Origin of the sequence: Lancefieldella parvula (genome assembly GCF_963547875.1) — a bacterium.
GTDB classification, from domain to species: Bacteria; Actinomycetota; Coriobacteriia; order Coriobacteriales; family Atopobiaceae; genus Lancefieldella; species Lancefieldella parvula_D.
The window spans coordinates 91,013-108,576 of record NZ_CAUUSI010000004.1; the positions used below are offsets into that span (position 1 = coordinate 91,013).

Annotated in this window: 16 protein-coding genes; 14 read left to right on the forward strand and 2 right to left on the reverse strand. The window is 46.4% G+C overall.

The annotated features are described in order from the left end of the window. The first annotated feature begins 97 nt into the window (after positions 1 to 97). The 7 genes from RWJ96_RS03025 to RWJ96_RS03055 all read left to right on the forward strand — a co-directional run bounded on the left by RWJ96_RS03025 (position 98) and on the right by RWJ96_RS03055 (position 9,339). Positions 98 to 1,528, forward strand: a complete 1,431-nt coding sequence (locus RWJ96_RS03025) for an amino acid ABC transporter permease (protein WP_314018866.1) — start codon at positions 98 to 100, stop codon at positions 1,526 to 1,528. Next, positions 1,528 to 2,388 carry an amino acid ABC transporter ATP-binding protein gene (locus RWJ96_RS03030; RefSeq protein WP_314018868.1) on the forward strand — a complete coding sequence of 287 codons (861 nt, stop codon included), beginning with the start codon at positions 1,528 to 1,530 and terminating at the stop codon, positions 2,386 to 2,388. The genes RWJ96_RS03025 and RWJ96_RS03030 overlap by 1 nt, the downstream gene beginning before the upstream one ends. A 153-nt stretch (positions 2,389 to 2,541) precedes the next feature. Further along, a complete protein-coding gene (locus RWJ96_RS03035) occupies positions 2,542 to 3,216 on the forward strand; it encodes a winged helix-turn-helix domain-containing protein (protein ID WP_035427982.1) in 675 nt (224 codons plus the stop codon). A 196-nt stretch (positions 3,217 to 3,412) separates the two neighbouring features. After that, positions 3,413 to 4,831: a trypsin-like peptidase domain-containing protein gene (locus RWJ96_RS03040; protein WP_314018869.1), complete on the forward strand. Its 1,419-nt coding sequence runs from the start codon at positions 3,413 to 3,415 to the stop codon at positions 4,829 to 4,831. A 61-nt stretch (positions 4,832 to 4,892) separates the two neighbouring features. Then, the gene (gene rmuC / locus RWJ96_RS03045; protein WP_314018870.1) at positions 4,893 to 6,254 is read left to right on the forward strand and encodes a DNA recombination protein RmuC; all 1,362 of its coding nucleotides are present in this window, start codon (positions 4,893 to 4,895) and stop codon (positions 6,252 to 6,254) included. A 148-nt stretch (positions 6,255 to 6,402) separates the two neighbouring features. Next, entirely contained in the window at positions 6,403 to 6,726 is a 324-nt protein-coding gene (locus tag RWJ96_RS03050) for a metal-sensing transcriptional repressor (protein ID WP_314018872.1), read from the forward strand. A 9-nt stretch (positions 6,727 to 6,735) separates the two neighbouring features. Further along, complete coding sequence (locus RWJ96_RS03055) at positions 6,736 to 9,339, forward strand: heavy metal translocating P-type ATPase (protein WP_314018874.1); 2,604 nt, start codon at positions 6,736 to 6,738, stop codon at positions 9,337 to 9,339. On the opposite strand, the gene add is transcribed toward RWJ96_RS03055, so the two are convergent. Both add and RWJ96_RS03065 read right to left on the reverse strand, forming a co-directional pair. Beyond that, positions 9,329 to 10,327, reverse strand: coding sequence for an adenosine deaminase (add, locus tag RWJ96_RS03060; RefSeq protein ID WP_314018875.1), 999 nt, complete (start codon positions 10,325 to 10,327; stop codon positions 9,329 to 9,331). The two genes, RWJ96_RS03055 and add, sit on opposite strands and share 11 nt — an antisense overlap. A gap of 45 nt (positions 10,328 to 10,372) precedes the next feature. After that, a complete protein-coding gene (locus RWJ96_RS03065; RefSeq protein ID WP_314018877.1) occupies positions 10,373 to 11,407 on the reverse strand; it encodes an ADP-ribosylglycohydrolase family protein in 1,035 nt (344 codons plus the stop codon). A gap of 433 nt (positions 11,408 to 11,840) precedes the next feature. Here RWJ96_RS03065 and RWJ96_RS03070 point away from each other — a divergent pair, with 433 nt between their 5' ends. The 7 genes from RWJ96_RS03070 to RWJ96_RS03100 all read left to right on the forward strand — a co-directional run bounded on the left by RWJ96_RS03070 (position 11,841) and on the right by RWJ96_RS03100 (position 17,374). Then, positions 11,841 to 12,803 (forward strand): zinc dependent phospholipase C family protein, encoded by a 963-nt coding sequence (locus RWJ96_RS03070; protein WP_314018878.1) that lies wholly within the window; start codon positions 11,841 to 11,843, stop codon positions 12,801 to 12,803. Positions 12,804 to 12,809: 6 nt separating this feature from the next. Next, positions 12,810 to 13,589, forward strand: a complete 780-nt coding sequence (locus RWJ96_RS03075) for a metallophosphoesterase family protein (RefSeq protein WP_314018880.1) — start codon at positions 12,810 to 12,812, stop codon at positions 13,587 to 13,589. 2 nt (positions 13,590 to 13,591) lie between these two features. Continuing rightward, positions 13,592 to 14,149, forward strand: a complete 558-nt coding sequence (locus RWJ96_RS03080) for a DNA-deoxyinosine glycosylase (RefSeq protein WP_314018882.1) — start codon at positions 13,592 to 13,594, stop codon at positions 14,147 to 14,149. Positions 14,150 to 14,353: 204 nt separating this feature from the next. Then, positions 14,354 to 15,007, forward strand: a complete 654-nt coding sequence (locus RWJ96_RS03085; RefSeq protein ID WP_314018884.1) for an amino acid ABC transporter permease — start codon at positions 14,354 to 14,356, stop codon at positions 15,005 to 15,007. Then, on the forward strand, positions 14,994 to 15,671 hold the full coding sequence (locus tag RWJ96_RS03090) for an amino acid ABC transporter permease (RefSeq protein ID WP_314018886.1): 678 nt from the start codon (positions 14,994 to 14,996) through the stop codon (positions 15,669 to 15,671). The genes RWJ96_RS03085 and RWJ96_RS03090 overlap by 14 nt, the downstream gene beginning before the upstream one ends. Then, positions 15,664 to 16,419 (forward strand): amino acid ABC transporter ATP-binding protein, encoded by a 756-nt coding sequence (locus RWJ96_RS03095; protein WP_314018887.1) that lies wholly within the window; start codon positions 15,664 to 15,666, stop codon positions 16,417 to 16,419. Before RWJ96_RS03090 ends, RWJ96_RS03095 begins: the two co-directional genes overlap by 8 nt. Positions 16,420 to 16,477: 58 nt before the next feature. After that, entirely contained in the window at positions 16,478 to 17,374 is an 897-nt protein-coding gene (locus RWJ96_RS03100) for a transporter substrate-binding domain-containing protein (RefSeq protein WP_314018888.1), read from the forward strand. Positions 17,375 to 17,564 lie beyond the last annotated feature (190 nt).

Here is a 17,564-nt window from a genome sequence, read left to right on the forward strand (position 1 = left end):
TTACCAGCTCAGCAAAAGTGCTTGAAGTCAGATTTGGCTTCAAGCACTCACTGTTTTCATCAGGATTTATCGCAACTAAGCTCTAAAGGAGTATCACGTGATTGCACTTTTGCACAAAACTATGTCAGGACAGCAACTGTCCTTGTGCATGTCATCTGCGAGTTTCAAAGCTGAATCTGCGCCTCAGAGTTCGGCTCATGTTTCGACTGAGTCAAAGCTCTCGCATAATCGTGCGTACTCCTCGCTGCTTGTAGTTCTTCTCGCCACGCTTCTTTTGAGTGGGCTGTTCTTTATGTCCTTGAGTACGTTTTCTGTTCAGAGTGTTTTTGCTCTCACCACAAATAAGGCAACAGTTAAGTCAAATCAGACAGAAGGCAATGGCGTTATCGGTGGCAAAGAGACTCGTTTAACCTGGGAGGGAACAGTTGAGGACGAGCAGGTCTCTCAGCTTACTTTGCAGCTTCCTGAGGGCTCCGATTTGCAGAGCGCAACTACTAAGGTGACCGTTCTTTCAGGTCTTACGCGCGAGAAGATCGAGGCAACTGCAAGCGTACAGGGAACGCAGGTTGTTATCTCTTTTGCAACACCCGTGGGCGCTCAGAAGCTTATTCGTGTAGAGATTTCCGGCATGAAGTTTCCCGCTGACGGCGGTTCGTACACTGTTGAGGGAACATATACCACTGAGCAGGGAACTCAAAAGCTTGCTTCTTCTCCCGAAATCACCATTATTCCTAACACGCCCGTTCAGGCTCTAGTGAATTGGCTTGATGCTCAGCCTTGGGTTGAAGCGTGGAACTCCAATCACTTTTTGGGCATGTTCTTAAAGCCTCAACTGATTGTCTCTTCAGTTGTGATGCTTTTTCCTGGATGGCTCGTTTGTCTTGCAATTGTAATTTGCGCCTATCCTGTGGCTATTGTGCTGGGAATGGGCTTTGCGCTGCTGAAGATTTCCAGGAATCCGCTCCTGCGTGCACTTGCGGTGATATATATCAATTTGTTGCGTGGAACCCCATTCTTCCTGCAGATTTATATTCTGTTCTTTGGTCTTCCCATGTTAAATATCAATCTGGACACCAATTTGCTTGGCTTTATTGTGGTTGCTATTAACTCATCTGCGTATCTTTCAGAGATTTTCCGCGCGGGCATTCAGTCAATTCCGCAGGGTCAGTATGAGGCAGCAAGCTCTCTTGGTATGAATCGTTTCCAGACTATGACGTTTATCATCATTCCTCAAACTATCCGCCGTGTTATTCCACCTCTTACCAGCGACTTTATTACTTCCTACAAAGATACCTCGCTGCTTTCTTCTGTAGGTGTTATGGAGCTGATGATGTTTGCTAAAAACCTCACCACCTCAACGGGAAACATGACGCCATACATGACAGCTGCTTTGTTCTATTTGGCAATTACCTTGCCACTTATTAAGGTAGTTGGCACTATCGAGAAACGCATGGAGCAGTCAGAAACTGGTAAAACAGCGAGTTCCGCAGATAGTAAGACTCAAGCTATCTCCAAGGAGGAAAACTAATGTCTTTCTTTTCTTTCAAAAAGAAGTCGAACACAGAACAACCTGCCTTGGATGCTGAAGTTGCTGCACAAGAGGCATTTGAGCGCGATAAGCCGCTTACTAACCATGCTTTCGAGTCAGGTGAACATCCTATTGTTCGTATTGAGCACCTCAATAAGTCGTTTGGATCAACGCATGTCTTAAATGACGTTAACCTGACCGTTTGGCCAGGTGAAGTTGTGGTTGTGCTTGGTCCTTCTGGCTCTGGTAAATCCACTATGCTCCGTTGCATCAATCTGCTGGAGACTCCTTCTGCAGGCCATATTCTTATTGAAGATCAAGAGATTACGTGCACAAACGAGGCAGAGGTAAATGCGCTTCGTAGAGATGTGGGAATGGTCTTTCAGCAATTCAATCTGTTTGGTCATTTAACGGTTAAAGAGAACGTAATGATTGGTCAGATTAAGGTTCTAGGAAAGTCAAAAGAAGAGGCAGAAGCAGAGGCACTAAAGCAGCTTGAGGCGGTTGGCCTTGCCGATAGAGCAGACTTCAAGCCTGGTGCGCTTTCCGGTGGGCAGCAGCAGCGTGTAGCAATTGCTCGTGCCGTTGCTATGCATCCAAATGTACTTCTGTTTGATGAGCCAACTTCCGCGCTTGACCCTGAGCTTGTTCGTGGTGTTTTGGACGTCATGCGTAATCTGGCAAAGAACTCTGGTATGACCATGATTGTGGTAACGCACGAGATGGGTTTTGCAAAAGACGTGGCAGATCGCGTGGTCTTTATGGAAGAGGGAGTGGTAGTTGAGCAAGGTACTCCTGATGTCATCTTCAACAATCCACAAAACCCTCGAACAGCTGAGTTCATTGGCGCTATTGCGTAAAACCCATACTTTTTAGAATTAATACGCAAACGTAAAAAATAATTTAGGGCGAGAAGATCTTCTCGCCCTAATTGCAGATAATAAGGTATATCTGCTCTTTATTCGCAGCTTGTGGTATGCTTTATAAGATTAAGCTTATCCTAGGGGGAATCGATGCATCACAAGAATATTCTTCTTGTATCTGCAACGACACGCTTACATGAACGTATGCGTGAACTTTCGCATGTCATTGATGTGTCTATTGCTCTTGCAAACGCAGCCTCATTTTCTCAGGCTGCGGCTTCTGGTCATACCTTTGACCTGATTATTCTTGATCAGAAAGAACTTTCCCAGGATGTTATTAGCACGGTAGAGAATTATTCTGCGCAAAATGGCGGAATTGCTCGCCTGTTTGTTGCTGACCTTGATAATCTTTCTAAGTTTGTTCTGCCTGTTCAGGGCAAGAGCGATTTTATTTTGTCTACTGCAACTATCCAGGAGTTTAGCCTTAGGTGCTCGCTGCTTTTGTGGCCAGGTACCGAGAGCACTTCTAGAGATTTGGTTATTGTTGACAATATAAAGATTAACCTGGCAACGTATCAGGTTTATATTGATGAATCTCCTGTTGATCTTACGTATATGGAGTATCTGCTGCTGTCATTCTTGGCAACCCATCCGTCTCGTGCATACTCGCGTGAGGCTCTTTTGCAGCGCGTTTGGGGCTTTGAGTACTGTGGTGGCACTAGAACAGTAGACGTTCACGTAAGGCGTGTTCGCTCAAAGATTGGTCCTCAAGCAGCCGCTCATCTTGAGACGGTTCGTGGCGTAGGCTATCTGTTTAGAGCATAATCGCAGGTACAGACTGCATTTAATGGGATCTGCAAACTTCTTTCTTACGAGCAGGACTCCCGCACGTCTTTCTCATAATGAGAAACGAATTTTTGTCCGGTATAACGGGTAGAATACACATATTGAAAAATTGATGTTTAGCGCAGAATTATGTGCGTTAGTTGTTTGCATCAAAGTGATGTTAAGGAGGATGTCTATGGAGAACCAAGCACATGGTTTAACCACAGATTCCGCTGGTTATAAGCGTTTCTCGCCAGTTGAGCAGACTGGATTTATGTCTATGTTCAAAAGCTCAAGTGTAAAAAGAACAGCTTGTGCAATTGCTTTTGCCGTTGCTTGTGTTCCTACCATTGCTTTGGGAGAGGGAATTTCTAAGCTTCCTGCAGTATCTGGTCAGGCAACTATTTCTCAAGCTGCGACGTCTCGTCCTGCTGCAGAACCAACTGATACTAAGACGGCAGAAACGGTAGCTTCTAAGGTTTTGCCTTCGGTTGTGTCCGTTAAGGCTACCAGTGATTCATCAGGCTCAACCGGTTCTGGCGTTGTATTGAACACAAATGGAGACATTCTTACCAATTACCACGTCATTGAGGGTATGGATACGTTCTCTATCTCCGTTAATGATAAAGAGTATGAGTGTACTGTTGTTGGTACAGATCCAACCTCCGACCTGGCCGTTCTTCATGCAGATCTTAAAGGAGATAGCCTTACTCCAATTGAGATTGGTAATTCCGATAACTTGGCTCCTGGTAGTTGGGTTATGAGTGTTGGTAGTCCATTTGGTCTTGATCACTCTGTTTCTGCAGGTATTGTTTCCGCACTTTCTCGTGGAGATATGCTTGAGACAGAGGGTGGAGAAACCACTATTTATGCAAACCTCATCCAGGTTGATGCAGCTATTAACCCAGGTAATTCTGGCGGCGCTCTGGTTGACTCTAATGGTCAGCTTGTGGGTATTTGTACGTTGTTCTCGTCAGATACCAAGTCATTTGCGGGTATTGGTTTTGCAATTCCTTCTAACTATGCCATTGATATTGCAAATCAGATTCTTTCTGGCCAGCAAGTTAAGCATGCCTATATTGGTCTTTCTATGCAGACCGTTACTCCTCGAGTTGCAAAGCGCAATGATCTCTCGGTAGATTACGGTGCGTATGTAGCAGGCCTTCTTGATGATAGTCCTGCAGAGGGTGCTGGTATTAAAAAGGGTGACGTTATTGTCTCTATTGGTGGAGAGCGCGTAGTTTCTGCTGATGCAGCTATTATTGCCGTTCGCTCTCACAAGATTGGAGAGACCGTTCCTGTAGAAATCATGCGTGGAGAAGACCGCCTTACTATCAACGTCACGCTTGGTTCTGATGAGACGCTTTCTACTAAGAAAGAGAAAGAAAAGAACAGCAAGAACGAAACAAACAACGATACTGATGATAAGCAGGATCGCACTGAAGATGATGATTCCTATAGGTATTATCGCCAGCAAAACTATTGGGAAGAGTTCTGGGATTACTTTACTAATCCTTATGGAGATAAAGACGTTGATTCCGATAATCCATTTGTGAATTTCGTAGAGAGCATTACCAATAGCATTGCAGAAGTAATCTACGGTATTTTTGGTTAACACTCAGATTGCGTTTGCTGTGTTTGCGTTTGTTTGTTCTGCTATGAGTTAGGGGAGTCTTGTGGATTTGCTTGTGCTGTTAGTTTTGGCTGTAGTTGTCATTGTGCTTATCGTGAGCCTTGTCACACTTTCCTCTAAGCTTTCGCAAGTAAAGACGCTGCAAGAGCAAAGTCAAACATCATCTGCAGAGCTTATAAGAAGCTCCCAAGAGTTGGATCGTCGTGTTACGGATAACATGGCAAAAATGCAAGAGCTTATGGATACAAAGCTTGAGAAGGTAAGAGAGGTAGTTGATCAAAAGCTCACCTCAACACTGCAAAATCAGACGAAGCAGACTGACCAGCGCATTGCTCAGCTTGATGCTCGCTTTGATGCTTTTCAGCGTCGTGTGGATGACAACATGAAATCAACTTCCCAGGCTTCAACTGAGCAGCTTGGTAAGGTTAGAGAGACTGTTGACAAACAGCTCAGCGACATGCGTAAAGAGAATGAAGCAAAGCTTGAGCTTATGCGCCAGACCGTTGACGAGAAACTCCAGAAAACGCTTGATGAGCGTATGACCCAATCGTTCCAGCGCGTATCTACGCAACTTGAGCAAGTTCATCAAGGCTTGGGAGAAATGCGCGGCCTTGCAGAGGGTGTTGGAGACTTAAAAAAGGTGCTTTCTGGCGTTAAGACTCGCGGAATTGTTGGAGAAATCCAGCTTGGAGCAATTCTAAGAGACATTCTTTCTCCAGAGCAGTACGAAGAGAATGTTGCCACCATTTCTGGCTCTACCGAGCGCGTGGAGTTTGCCGTTAAGCTGCCTGGAGAGTCAGGGGAGACTGTTTGGCTTCCTATTGATTCTAAGTTCCCAGGAGATACGTACGAGCATTTAGTGGATGCAATCAATGCAGGTAATGAGGAGGCGATTGCTGCTGCTAAAAAGGGCCTAGAGACTCGAATTAAGGCAGAGGCAAAAGATATCTCTACAAAGTATATTGCCCCACCAGAGACAACTAACTTTGCTATTTTGTTCCTTCCTTTTGAGGGACTTTATGCAGAGGTAGTCAGTCAGACGGGTTTGCTTGAGCAGCTACAGAGAGAGTATCGCGTTAATGTGTGTGGACCTTCCACTATGGCTGCCCTTCTTAACAGTCTTCAAATGGGATTTCAATCTGTTGCTATTCAGAAGCATGCCGACGAAATTCAAAAGGTACTCTCTGCGGTTAAGACAGAGTTTGAGACGTATCAGGCTCAGCTTGAGAAGGCTCAAAAACAGATTAGAACTGCAGAAACCACTATTGATAAGATTCTTACTACTAGAACAAAGGCTATGAACCGCAAGCTCAGAGGTGTTACTGCATTAGAGAGCCTTGAAGATGCACAGAGTACTTTAGGTCTTGTTGAGGGAAGTGTAGAAGATCAAGAGGACGATGAATAGCACGTATTTTTGAGTGCTGAGTTTCTCTTTCATAGGTAGATAAAAAACGGCGGCTTCGGTCGCTGTTTTTTTGTTGCATAAAAATACCTTATGGGGGTATACTGTTTACAGAAACTAATACCCCCTTAGGGTATATAAAGGAGGACAGATGGCTCAGAAAGACGGCCAATCACAAAAGACATGCTGTCATTGTGATCACAAGGCAATCCCTCGCTCAAGCGAACTTAAAAGCGGGGTTTCTCGCCGTATTAACCGTGCAATCGGCCAGTTAAATGGCATTAAAACAATGATTGACGAGGATCGTTATTGCGGAGATATCCTTATTCAGCTTGCAGCAGTTGAGTCTGCGGTTAAGGCCATATCAAGAGAGGTAATGCAGGATCACCTGGAGTCTTGCGTAGTTGACCGCATCCAGTCGGGTGATACAGAAGTTATTGATGAGGTCATGGACCTCTTTAAGCGATTTATGTAAGGTGGCGTTATGGATCAGAAAGTTTTTGATGTACAAGGAATGACGTGTGCAAGTTGTTCTGCGCACGTAGAGAAGGCGGCAAATTCTGTTTCTGGTGTCTCTGAGGCTCGCGTTAATCTGCTTAAGAATTCTATGGAAGTTGATTACGACGGTAATCCAGACACCCTTAAGCAGATTTCTGACGCAGTAAGCAAAGCAGGCTATGAGGCAACACCTCGTAGCGACAAAAAAGATTCTGACGCAGCTACTAAGGCAGATGCTACCGATGCTTCAGAAAAGGCGGTGAAGCAGAAGAGAGTCGAGCTTATTTCCTCAATGGCGTTTGCCATTCCACTTCTCTATCTTGCCATGGGTGAGATGATAGGAGCACCTGTTCCATCTGCTGTTTCTGGAATGAATGGCATGATGAACTTGGCTCTTACTGAGCTTTTGCTTTGCATTCCTATTCTCTTTATTTGTCGTCACTATTTTATTGGCGGATTCCGCGCGTTTTTGCATGGCTCGCCTAATATGGATTCACTCATTGCGATAGGTTCAGCAGCGTCGTTTGCTTACAGTGTTGTTAGTCTGTATCAGATGGCAAATGCTTTTATTGCAGGAGATGTTGCTGCAGCTCACCAAGCAATGCACGGCATGTACTTTGAGACCGCAGGTGTGATTCTTGCTCTGATTTCCCTGGGCAAGTTCTTTGAGGCACGCGCAAAGGGTCATACCACAGGTGCAATTAGCGCACTTATGAACCTTGCTCCAAAGACGGCTATTCTCGTCAAAGACGGTATTGAGCAGGAAGTTCCTGCAGAGACCGTTGTAGTGGGAGACGTGCTTGTGGTAAGGGCTGGACAGTCAATTCCTGTTGATGGCCAAGTCATCGAAGGAGAAGGATCTGTCGATGAGTCCGCGATTACCGGAGAGCCCGTTCCTGTAAGTAAGACCGTTGGCGATTCCGTGACCGGCGCAACGGTATCTACCGGTGGCTGGTTTAAGATGCGTGCCACCGCTGTTGGCAATGACACTACCCTTGCAGGCATCATTCGCCTGGTTGACGAGGCAACAAGCTCCAAAGCACCTATCGAGCGTCTTGCTGACAGTATTGCTGGCGTCTTTGTCCCCGTTGTCATTGGAATTGCGCTGGTCACGTTTGCGGCATGGTTTGTCTTTGTGGCTCCCGGTGACTTTGCAGTTGCTCTGTCGCATGCTGTTGCTGTTCTGGTTATTTCGTGCCCTTGCGCACTTGGTTTGGCAACGCCTACCGCCATTATGGTGGGCACTGGTCTGGGCGCTTCAAATGGTATTTTGGTCAAGTCCGCCGAGGCGCTTGAGGGTGCGGTTAGGGCGACCGTGGTTGTTCTTGATAAGACAGGAACGCTCACTGAGGGCAAGCCAAGTGTAACTGACGTACTTTTTGCAGATAGTACCTCCGAGGATCAGCTGCTTGAGTATGCATATGCGCTTGAGCAAAAGAGTGAGCATCCACTTGCGCAGGCTATTGTTACGTATGCTCAAGAGAAGCTTGGAGAGTCTGCAGGCAGCTCTCTTGATGTACAGGAGTTCTCACAGGTTGCTGGTGGCGGCCTCATAGCAACGGTTGGCGAGAAACGCCTTGTAGCAGGAAACGCTCGTCTGATGGAGCAGGAGAACGTCAGCACACAAGAGTTGACTTCCCAGGCTCAGCAGCTAGCTGAACAGGCAAAAACACCGCTGTACTTTGCACTTGAGGGTAAGCTTCTTGGTGTTATTGCTGTGGCCGATAAGGTTAAGCAAACTAGCGCATCTACCATTGCTCGTCTTCGTGCTATGGGCGTTAAGTCCGTCATGCTTACTGGAGATCAGGCAACAACGGCAAACGTCATTGGTAAGGAGCTTGGCGTTGACCAGGTAATCTCTGACGTCTTGCCAAGCCAAAAAGAGTCTTACATTAGGCAGTTCCAGGATGCTGGAGAAAACGTTGTCATGGTAGGCGATGGCATTAACGATGCTCCAGCACTCGCGCGAGCAAATGTGGGAATTGCAATTGGTGCAGGTACCGATGTTGCTATTGAGTCCGCTGACATTGTCTTGATGAAGTCTGATCCAGCTGATGTTGCAACTTCAATTGAGCTTTCTCGTGCCACTATGACCAACATCAAAGAAAACCTGTTCTGGGCTCTGTTCTATAACACCATTTGTATCCCTGTTGCTATGGGCCTGTTGTATCCATTTGGCATTTCGCTGAACCCTATGATTGGTGCAGCCGCCATGGGCTTCTCGTCAGTCTTTGTTGTATGCAATGCACTGCGCCTGCGTACCTGGAAGCCAAAGAATGCCGACTCAGCAACTCGCCAAGACGCTCATGACACAAAACCAGTCATTGACGTTCAAACTAAGTCCACAAACGACGCATCCGCGTCACAGAAGGAGGAATCTTATATGGAGAAGAAACTAAACGTAGAGGGCATGTCTTGCCAGCACTGTGTTGCACACGTCACACAGGCTCTTGAGGCTGTCGAGGGTGTCTCTAAGGCAACCGTTTCGCTTGACGAGAAGAGCGCTGTAGTTGAGCTGTCTTCTGATGTTGCTGATAGCGTATTGGTTGACGCTGTTGTTCAGGCAGGATATGAGGCTACTATTGCCTAAGGTAGGCAAGTAGACGATCCTTCTCGCTAGAATCACTAAATACCGCACGTGCAGCATTTTCAGCAAGCTCACGCGCGGTATTTTTGTCTAGACCGCAGTGCTGCTGTAAAAGTTCAAACTCGCGCGAGAGCGTAGTGTTGGAGACAGTCATGTTGTCCGTGTTGATAGTAACCGTTAAGCCAGCATCAAGCAGTTGCTCAAGCGGGAAGCACTCAATTGACTCAAAGATGCGCGTCTGAACGTTGCTGGTAGGGCAAATCTCAAGGGCAACATTTGCAGCTTTGAGGTCCTGGATAACGCTTTTGTCTTCCAAGGATCGAACGCCGTGGCCGATACGTTGTGCGCCAAGTCGAAGCGCAGCCTTGATGCTTTCTGGACCAGCAGCTTCTCCCGCGTGGATAGTAAAAGGAACGTCTTTTCTTTGTGCTTCAGCAAAAAGTGACGAGAAATTCTCTGTGGCAAAGAGCGCTTCTGCTCCTGCTAAGTCTGCTGCTACGACGCCATTGCCAAGGTACGCTGCAGCCAGATCAATTGACTCTTCATTTTTGTGCTTAAGCTTTTCACCTGTGCCACGCATAGCGCAAATAAGGTATGCCGTGTGGAGTGCTGACTGTGGATGCTCTGCATAGAAGTCAGCTCTACCAGCAAGAGCAGCCTCAAGGACTTCTTGCTGAGAAAGACCTTCTGCAGTAAGGCTTCCTAGTGCAAAGCGGGGTTCAGCGTAGAGAATGCCCTCTGCGTCAAGCTGCTCATGAAATGCCTTTGCAACCGTACGAATGCCCTGTGCTGACTGCATAAGCTTGAGCGGCAGCTCAAATGTTGCAAGATACTGGTTAAGATCCTGGCAATGAGCCGGGACTTGCATCTTTTCTTTGAGTTCAGCCAAAGAGAAATCAAGTCCCGCATCTGCTGCAAGTTGAGCTGCGGCAGGAAGTGGGATTGATCCATCAAGGTGGACATGCAAATCGATAAGAGCACAGGAGCTCATGGCGCCTCCTACAAGAAACGTATGCTATGGCGCAAAGAGCGCAAACTAGATAGCTACATCATACGGTAGGGAAGTGGCGTTTTCCAAATCGTTTGCAAGTTTTTCAAACTGGTATCCATTGACGCGCTCAAGCAGACGTACTTCATCAGGCAAAACGTCATAGTGAATCTGTGAACAAATAGCGCAGGCAATAGACCCAATGGTGTCCGTGTCTCCACCCATTTCTGCAGCTATTCTTGCTGCTCTAGAGACTTTTCCTTGAGAGAGCTTAACTACCGCAAGAACTGCAGGGATGGTCTCTATAGTTTCATAACCACAGCCGCAGTAGTCGTAGATGTCTCTTGATGCTGCTAGGGGAGCCTCAAGGTTTTTGGCACCCTCGCAAAACTCCAGCGCCATGATGCACTTTTGATACATACTGGGCATAGGCATTTGTGTACCAATTTTTGTGTAGAGAGCTCGGTGTCCGTAACTTAAAGCAGTTTCAAGAGCGTCCTCTACCGTAAACGAGTTTTCAGAAAGACCTCTGCTTATGGCGGCCACAATCATTGCTGCGCCCATGATAGCTACGTTGGTTCCGTGCGTGGGAAGCGCAAGTTCAGTAACGCTGTTAATGAGCGCATGTTTGTCTTTCCAGCTCACAATTGAAGCCAATGGAGCACACTTCATGGCACATCCGTTAGTGGTACCAAGGCGTCCACACGTTTTAAGTGAGTGACCAGAAAGTCGATTGGCTAGTGCAGCTCTTGTGGAGGGGCCAACCACCTGGGCAGCATTTGGCTCTGTTGCCACATAATTTTCTAGCGCATCAAAGTAGCTTGACTGATTAAAAATACCCTGGTTATCAATGAGATTTTTAGTCAGAATGATTGCGTTTGCGGTGTCATCTGTGGTTTGACCTGCGGTAAAAGGTCTTCCAAAGAAGTCGTTTTTTGGTGGACTTGAAAGACTCTGAACTCCATCAGGAAACGCAAAATCAATTTGGTGTGGTGACATCATCTCTGTTGGCATGCCATAGGCGTCACCATAGGCAAGGGCCGTAAGCATCCTATAGAGTTTGATTTTTCTTGCCGTATTCATGTTACTCACGCTTCTTCATGTGAGAAGAACGTGATGTTTTGGCTCTGCAGAGACTATTTTTACCTGCAGAGATAAGCTTCTCATAGCAGCGTGCCATGATTGCTCCCCTCAATTAGATATTCTCTGTCTTTACAGATTTTTCTTTACTGTGCCGTAAGGAATGCCTCACTCCTTAGATCCTTACTTTCCCAGCTTGTAGTCGCAATACAAGCTAGATGGCTTAGACAGAAAATATCTCCCCCAAGTATGTTTAAAGATATCAAATATTTAAGTATTACTACAGGGGGTAAGGCGTATTAATCGGCAGACGGTAGCTGAAGAGAGCTTAGAGGTAACTTGCTCACAATAGTGACTACATGCTGTTTTATATTCTCTCTAACGTACTGAGCCATTGCTGGGTAAAATGGATGGTAGCAATCTGAAAGGAATGGACATGCCCGCAATTTTGACTCATGACTTCTTTGGTAAGGATGCCTTTGATATAGCTGCAGGCAAACTTGGTTTTTCTACGATGGAAGAGAGAGAAGCTTTTCTGTTGGGCAACCAAGGTCCAGATCCGCTGTTTTATTTAGCAGCAGATCCGCTGCTGCATCGCTACGCTAAATATGCGTCGATCATGCATAAAGAAAAAACGCCTGAACTTCTTCTTTCTATGCGAGACGCAATTGCGCCTCTGCCACTTAAAGATGTTGCGGTTGCTCGCGCCTATATTGCGGGATTCCTCTGCCACTATATGCTTGATTCCACTGCTCATCCCTTTGTCTATTACTGGCAAAACATGCTTACCTCTCAAGGCGTAGAGGGCTTGGATGAATCTGCTAAAAATCAAGTACATGCAGAGATCGAGAAGGACCTTGATGAGGCAATTCTTTATGCCCATCTTGGTAAAACGGTAGCTACCTATAGACCTTATAGCGAGGTTTTGAAGGCATCGCTGCATACGCTTTACGTTTTGGATAGGGTGTTTTTCTTTGCGTTGCTATGGACGTATGAAAAACCTACCGATACCAGGATTTTCTCGTCAGCTGCTGTTGATTTTAGGATTATCCAGCATCTAGCATATTCGCCAACAGGTAAGAAGAGAAAGCTACTTGGTCATCTTGAGCGTACCTTTGGTACAAATAGGTTCTCTTTGATTGAGGCACTCTCTCACGGGGCAAGGGAATCCTCTGATTCTGATTTTGATAACAGGGCGGGAAATGAGTGGACTGATCCTTTTACGGGAGAGGTGCGCAAAGAGAGCTTCTGGGATTTGTATGACCATGCATTGGCAAATGTGCCGTATGCACTTGACGTTTTCTTCTCGCCAGACTTTAATCTTGATACTGCAAAAGAGCTTACGCAAAATCTGAACTTTGATGGTCAGACGCTTGCAGGTGAAGGTTCGACAGAATAGGTTTTTGTGGCAACGTACGTTTTTTCTGATATTCACGGTCATGTAGAGCCGCTTAGGCGTGCTCTAGAGCGTATTAATCCAACTGAGTCAGACGTGTTCTATTGTCTTGGCGACATGATTGACCGTGGTCCTAGCTCGCTTGCCACTATTAAGACAATTCGCGCGCTTCCTAACTGCACCGTTTTAATGGGCAATCATGAGCAGCTTGCGCTGCAAGCGTTGGACCCAGAGGCAGATATTGAAGCTCAGTTTATGTGGCAGATTAACGGGGGAGACGCAACGCTTGCTGAGCTCAAGACGCTTTCTGAAGAAGAATATAGTGAGTTGATTGACTGGTTGCAGGCGCTTCCTTTGTACGCCACCGTTGAGGTCCAAGGCAGAGATTTTGTTCTGGTACATGCGGGCGTAAGGTCCAATGGTGTTCCCTTGCCAACCGCCTGGGATAAGACTTCTTTGGAGCAGTATTTAAGCAAGCAGTCTGAAAATGATCTTTTGTGGATTCGTGAAGAGTTTTGGCAATATCCTACGGATTTCCGCACGTCAGAAGCAGCGTATCCCGTTGTAATTTGCGGCCATACACCCACGCCTTTGTTAGCAAGCTTTGGTGCAAAAAACTTGAATCGTAGCGCCACTACTCCTGATGGCCTTGCGCAATGGGTCCAGTCAGATGGCGATAAGTGGGGAATTGACACGGGCACTACAGGTGGAGCCGGCTATGGCCAAGTAACTGTACTGCGCCTTGATGATTTGCAGGAGTTTGTTGAGCCGCTGCAAGAAGGCGAGTAGCTGTGGCTGTGAAGACGCCACGGCCTGCCGGCGATAGTACAAAAACAGTGCTTGCGCATGTAGAGAACACGCTTGATCCCATTATTTTCCCGGACTCTCGCGTGTTGCTCTTGGGATCAATGCCTAGTCCCAAGTCTCGAGAAATTGGCTTTTACTTTGGCAATCCTCAGAATAGATTCTGGCGCGTAGTTGCCGCGTTATATGGTGAGAAACCCCTCAAGTCCATACCTGAAAAGATTGACTTCTGCAAAAGACATCATCTTGCTCTTTGTGATGTGCTTAAGGCTTGTGATATTAAGGGTGCAAGCGACGCTTCTATTGCAAATCCAGTTCCACACAATATTGGCGCTCTTATTCAAGATTCATCAATCTGCGCTATTTTTACGCTAGGCGGCACCGCAACAAAATTTTATAAGCGCTACACTGAGCAACAAACTGGTATTTCTGCACGTCAACTACCTTCTACAAGTCCCGCTAACGCACGTATGACAGTTGAGGATTTGGTGAAGGAATTTTCCATTATCAAAAAATTTACCAATTGTGAGTTGACAATATCCTAGTTGCGACTAGGATTATACGCATGCGAATTATGGCTACGACATACACTGCACTTTGTGCATGCACCGCGATGTGTCTGGTGCCCGGGTCACATATGACCAGGGTGTAATTGTCGCTGAGCAAAATTTTCCTGGTACAGACTCGGGCGTAAAGCTATTTTGTAACTCTTGTGTGAGTATTCGCACATCCCGAGAGGATTTATTCGCATGGACTGGAGCTTCATAGGGGAACACCTCCCACTGTATGCAGAAGCTGCAAAAATAACACTCACTATCTCTTTCTTTGGAGTTTTCTTCTCGCTTATCGTTGGTTTGATAAGTGCTCAGATTTCGCTGACAAAAATTCCTGTTTTAAGTCAGCTTAATGCTGTTTATGTTGAGCTTTCCAGAGGAACACCCCTGCTTATTCAGCTGTTTCTAATCTACTTTGGCCTAACTAAAGTTGGTCTCAAAATGGATGCAGAAGTAGCTGCTGTTGTGGGTTTAACGTTTCTTGGTGGCTCCTATATGGCAGAGGTGTTTCGCGCAGGCTTTGAATCAGTTGCAACTATTCAGTTTGAGTCTGCAAAGGTTTTGGGCCTCTCAAAGATTCAAGCGCTCCAGCATGTAATTCTTCCACAGGCACTTTCTGTAGCAATTCCAGGTCTGGTTGCTAACGTCATTTTCTTGATTAAGGAATCTTCCGTTGTTTCCGGCATTGCCTTGGCAGACTTGATGTATGTAACCAAAGACATTATTGGCATGCAATACGACACTACAGAAGCCCTCTTTATGCTGGTAGTTGCCTATGTGATTATCCTTGTTCCTATTTCTTTGCTTGGTAGCTGGCTGGAGAGGAGGCTTGACTATGCCCGTCGATAACATTTTGCTGCAGGACGGAGTGATAGTGCGCCTTCTTGGAGGTCTTGCAACAACGGTGCACATCGGCCTTATCTCCGTGGCACTTTCTATTCCTCTTGGTGTTCTCGTTGGACTTTTTATGACATCCAACAACAAGGTTGTTCGCACAATTCTTCGTGTTTACCTTGAGATTGTTCGTGTTATGCCTCAGCTAGTGCTGCTCTTTGTAGTGTTCTTTGGTACTTCTGAATGGTTTGATGTCAACTTTGATGGTATTGAGGCATCAATTGTAGTTTTTACCTTCTGGGGAGCCGCTGAGCTTGGAGACCTGGTACGAGGGTCGTTGGAGTCAATTCCAGCATCTCAGTATGACAGCGCATTTGTACTTGGCCTTTCTCGCCAGCAAACGTTCTTTAAGGTCATTCTGCCCCAGGCTTTCAAACGCCTTTTGCCACCAGCCATCAACCTGATTACACGCATGATTAAGACAACGTCACTTTGTAATCTGATTGGCGTAGTTGAGTTGCTTAGAGTTGGAAGTCAGATCACCGATTTTTATCGTTTCAAGTTCCCAACCGACGGAGCACTTTGGATTTACGGAGCTATTTTCTTCCTATATTTTGCTGCCTGCTTCCCGCTTTCGTATCTTTCACGCAGGCTTGAGAGGAGCGCCTCACATGAGTAACACCGTTTTAGCAGTTAAGGACCTCACTAAGGTATATCCCTCAAGCGAGAAACCCGTGCTTGACAAGATCTCGCTCTCCATCAATAAAGGCGAGGTAGTTGTGGTGTTGGGACCTTCCGGTTGCGGTAAGTCTACGCTACTTCGCGCCATTGTTGGCTTGGAAGATATCCAAGGGGGAGAAGTGCTTCTCCACGATCAGGTTATTTCTGGTCAGAAGAGGGAAAGCGCCGCAGCAGGCATTGGTATGGTTTTTCAAAGCTATGACTTGTTCCCCAACATGACGGTTTTGAAAAATGTAACTCTGGCTCCTCAGGTAGTGCAGAAGCGCTCAGAGGATGAGGTTTTGGCACAGGCAGAAGAACTGCTGCGTCGTGTGGGACTGTGGGAGAAGAAAGACTCCTACCCATCGGCTCTTTCCGGCGGTCAAAAGCAGCGCGTGGCAATTGTTCGTGCTCTTATGACTAACCCTGAAGTTCTTTTGCTAGACGAGATTACCGCAGCTCTTGACCCCGAGATGGTTCACGAGGTTTTGCAGGTAGTTATGGAGCTAGCAGAGCAGGGAATGACCATGCTGGTGGTAACTCACGAGATGCGCTTTGCTCAAGCAGTTGCTGATCGAGTCATCTTGATTGATCAGGGACACATCGTAGAAGAGTCGTCCGATGCACAAGGGTTTTTCTCGGCACCTAAAACAGAAAGGGCACAAGAGTTTTTGCGCACCTTTGAGTTTGAACGTGTGCATAAGTAAACAACGTGTTTTTGCACGTAGATGATGTAGTAATTGATACAACTTGTTAGGATTTGAAATGAACTTCTTTGAAAATACTTCCACTTCTCTTTCTCGCCGTGCTTTCCTTGGTGCAAGCGCACTTTCTGCTGCAGCTCTTTTGGCTGCTTGCAAGAAAAAGGATTCCGACGGAGCTCAGGGTGGATCTTCTGATACAGACTCAAAGTTCAGAACTCTTGATGACATCAAGAAGGCGGGCACAGTAAATATCGGCGTCTTTAGCGACAAGGCTCCTTTTGGTTATGTTGATGCAAACGGCAATTACGCTGGTTACGACATTGTTTTTGCAGAGCGCCTTGCAAAGGATATGGGTGTTAAGATCAACTACATTGCCACTGACGGACAGAACCGCGTACCTTTCTTGCAGTCCAATAAGGCAGATATCATGCTGGCAAACTTTACGGTAACTGATGACCGTAAAGAGAAGGTTGATTTCTCCCTGCCATACATGAAGATTAAACTGGGCGTTGTTTCTCCATCTTCTGCGCCAATTACAGACGTTTCTCAGCTTGACGGCAAGAAGCTTATTGTTTCTAAGGGAACCACAGCCGAGGTTTGGTTTGCTAAGAACGCGCCTAAAGTTGAGCTGGTCAAATTTGATAGCTATGCTGATGCGTATAACGCGCTGCTCGATGGCCGCGGCGATGCTTTCTCAACCGATAATACCGAGGTACTTGCATGGATTAAGTCTAACCCTGGCTTTGTTGTTGGCATTGATGACCTGGGCGACTCCGATACTATCGCTGCTGCAGTTCACAAGGGCAACTCCTCGGTGTTGGAGTTTATCAACAACGAGATTACCGGCCCTCTTGCAGAGGAGAACTTCTTCCACAAGGACTATGAAGAGACACTCGCTCCAATTTATGGCGACGAGGTAGATCCAAACAACATTGTCGTTGAAGGCGGCAAAATCTAAGTTATAGCCCTCAGTTTTACGCGCCGCGTCGTCCTCAACACTCATATACGCCCATTTCGCGAGAAGACCTTGCAGCTTGTAAGGTCTTCTCGCGTTTGTAGCTAAATTGTTAATTTGTACAGCGCTTTTCAAAAATGTTTCTTTATGCTGATAAAGTAGGTCAACTATTTTTTGACCACCAGGGCAAAGG

Bases quoted from the DNA above. Each gene is read 5' to 3' on its own strand.
- RWJ96_RS03095 (WP_314018887.1), top strand. From the start codon at position 15,664: ATGAGTAACACCGTTTTAGCAGTTAAGGACCTCACTAAGGTATATCCC.
- add (WP_314018875.1), bottom strand. From the start codon at position 10,327: ATGAGCTCCTGTGCTCTTATCGATTTGCATGTCCACCTTGATGGATCA.
- RWJ96_RS03040 (WP_314018869.1), top strand. From the start codon at position 3,413: ATGGAGAACCAAGCACATGGTTTAACCACAGATTCCGCTGGTTATAAG.
- RWJ96_RS03090 (WP_314018886.1), top strand. From the start codon at position 14,994: ATGCCCGTCGATAACATTTTGCTGCAGGACGGAGTGATAGTGCGCCTT.
- RWJ96_RS03085 (WP_314018884.1), top strand. From the start codon at position 14,354: ATGGACTGGAGCTTCATAGGGGAACACCTCCCACTGTATGCAGAAGCT.
- RWJ96_RS03035 (WP_035427982.1), top strand. From the start codon at position 2,542: ATGCATCACAAGAATATTCTTCTTGTATCTGCAACGACACGCTTACAT.
- RWJ96_RS03050 (WP_314018872.1), top strand. From the start codon at position 6,403: ATGGCTCAGAAAGACGGCCAATCACAAAAGACATGCTGTCATTGTGAT.
- RWJ96_RS03065 (WP_314018877.1), bottom strand. From the start codon at position 11,407: ATGAATACGGCAAGAAAAATCAAACTCTATAGGATGCTTACGGCCCTT.
- RWJ96_RS03030 (WP_314018868.1), top strand. From the start codon at position 1,528: ATGTCTTTCTTTTCTTTCAAAAAGAAGTCGAACACAGAACAACCTGCC.
- RWJ96_RS03100 (WP_314018888.1), top strand. From the start codon at position 16,478: ATGAACTTCTTTGAAAATACTTCCACTTCTCTTTCTCGCCGTGCTTTC.
- RWJ96_RS03055 (WP_314018874.1), top strand. From the start codon at position 6,736: ATGGATCAGAAAGTTTTTGATGTACAAGGAATGACGTGTGCAAGTTGT.
- RWJ96_RS03070 (WP_314018878.1), top strand. From the start codon at position 11,841: ATGCCCGCAATTTTGACTCATGACTTCTTTGGTAAGGATGCCTTTGAT.